The following is a 1702-nucleotide window of genomic DNA, read 5'->3' on the forward strand; positions in this document are numbered from 1 at the left end:
GTATATATGGATTACTAAAACAGTCAATAATATCTTTTCCATCATTTAACTCTATCCAAGTTTTAATTCTAGGGCCACAGATATCGCCAAACAACCCTCTATACAGTAAATTCCATATTTGTGCGCTATTTTTTTCTGGAAAGATGTTTTCATAGGTATCAAATATCAATTTGAATACCTCTTCTTTATTAAAATATATTTCTTTTTTCATTAAGTTTGTAATACTAGAAAAGTACTGTCTTTCTTTATCTGTTGCTAAACCAGCGTAACGATTTTTATTGGTTTTCAAATAATAATTGTAACTTATAGTTAATTCCTCTTCTGATATCACTTCTCCATCGATTAGGTATAAATCAAGAAATTTCTTTGCTGAGAGAAGAGTTATAGGATTTGATGCTTTTAATATTCTGGAAATCTTAAGAAAAGAGAGGCGCTTTTTGTTTTTTTTCAAAACATTAACTTGATCATTTAATCTGGGGGATTGCTCTATATAAAATTTAGTGGATTTTTTAGGGTCTTTTGATAAAAAAACCTGGATAGCTTCTCGTGTCAGAAGACTTTTGGCATCTTGCAGAGAAAAACCATTTCCTTTTGATTTAGATATTTTTTTTCCTGAAGAATCAAGAAACAACCCATATTTGTAAAGACGAGGGCTAGGTCGATTTAAGACACTGAAAATCTGACGAACAACTGTAGCTGAATCTATCAGATCTTCCCCATGCATTTCAAAGTGGATGTTTCTATGCAGTAATCGCATGCTCCAGTCAGCTTTCCATTGAAGTTTGGATTTTCCGTTTAATACTGAAATTGTTTGTTCCTGATCAAATAATTCACCTTGATAAAGTTCCTGAAGTTCTACACCATATTCATACCCGGGTTTATTCACAATTTCATCTGATGGTATATAATAACTTATCTCACCACTATCAGGATCTACATTTGTTATGATGATATGCTCAAGTACTTTCCCGGTTCTTTCGGAAATAGGCATTATTATATTATATGTTCGCTGCCTCAAAAACCCGGTAGATTCTTTGCATATTTGATTTATAGCAGTAAATTTTTTCAGAAATAACTTAATTGAATCATTATAATCACCATTTTTATAAGCCAGCGAATTTTTTATGATATTACAGTCTATACCATATTCTTTAGCAAGCTCTAACAATCGAGTTTCTGCCATTTCTGAGAATGAAGAGAAAACCCCAAATGGATCTGGAACTTTGTTTACCGGCAGCCCCAGATAGTCCTTTAACTTTTCTGGATTAGGTACGTTAGACGGTATTTTCCTAAATGGATCCAAATCATCTGAAATAAGGTAAAAATTATTTTTCCTTCCTAAATTAGTTAGTTCTTTTTTAACTAAGCCAGTCCGGATAATTTCACAAAGCGTCCCTATATGTGGAATTCCTGTTGGACCAAATCCAGCTCCAATATTAATTTCTTTTTCGGGGATAACTTTATTATGTATTTCTAATGATTCAGTAACATACCACTTCATAAATAATCACCTCCTATACGAATGATTATATTCAATTGCTGCGGATAAAAGTCACATAAACCAGATTTTAAGCTCGACAAATCCCTTTCCAAATCATTACTAATGGAAAGTAATAATAAAACTAAACTACATTATAGTAATTTGAATTAGACCCAAAAAATAATACTCTTATGTTTATTCAAGTCAACGGATGCTTAATTC

General features: G+C 31.8%; 1 protein-coding gene. It reads right to left on the reverse strand.

Annotation, left to right across the window (positions count from 1 at the left end):
* On the reverse strand, positions 1 to 1501 hold a 1501-nt coding region (locus tag AACX68_RS07090; RefSeq protein ID WP_228860851.1), incomplete at its 3' end, for a hypothetical protein.
* Positions 1502 to 1702 lie beyond the last annotated feature (201 nt).

It is taken from the genome of Xenorhabdus sp. PB61.4 (genome assembly GCF_963894935.1).
GTDB lineage: Bacteria > Pseudomonadota > Gammaproteobacteria > Enterobacterales > Enterobacteriaceae > Xenorhabdus > Xenorhabdus stockiae.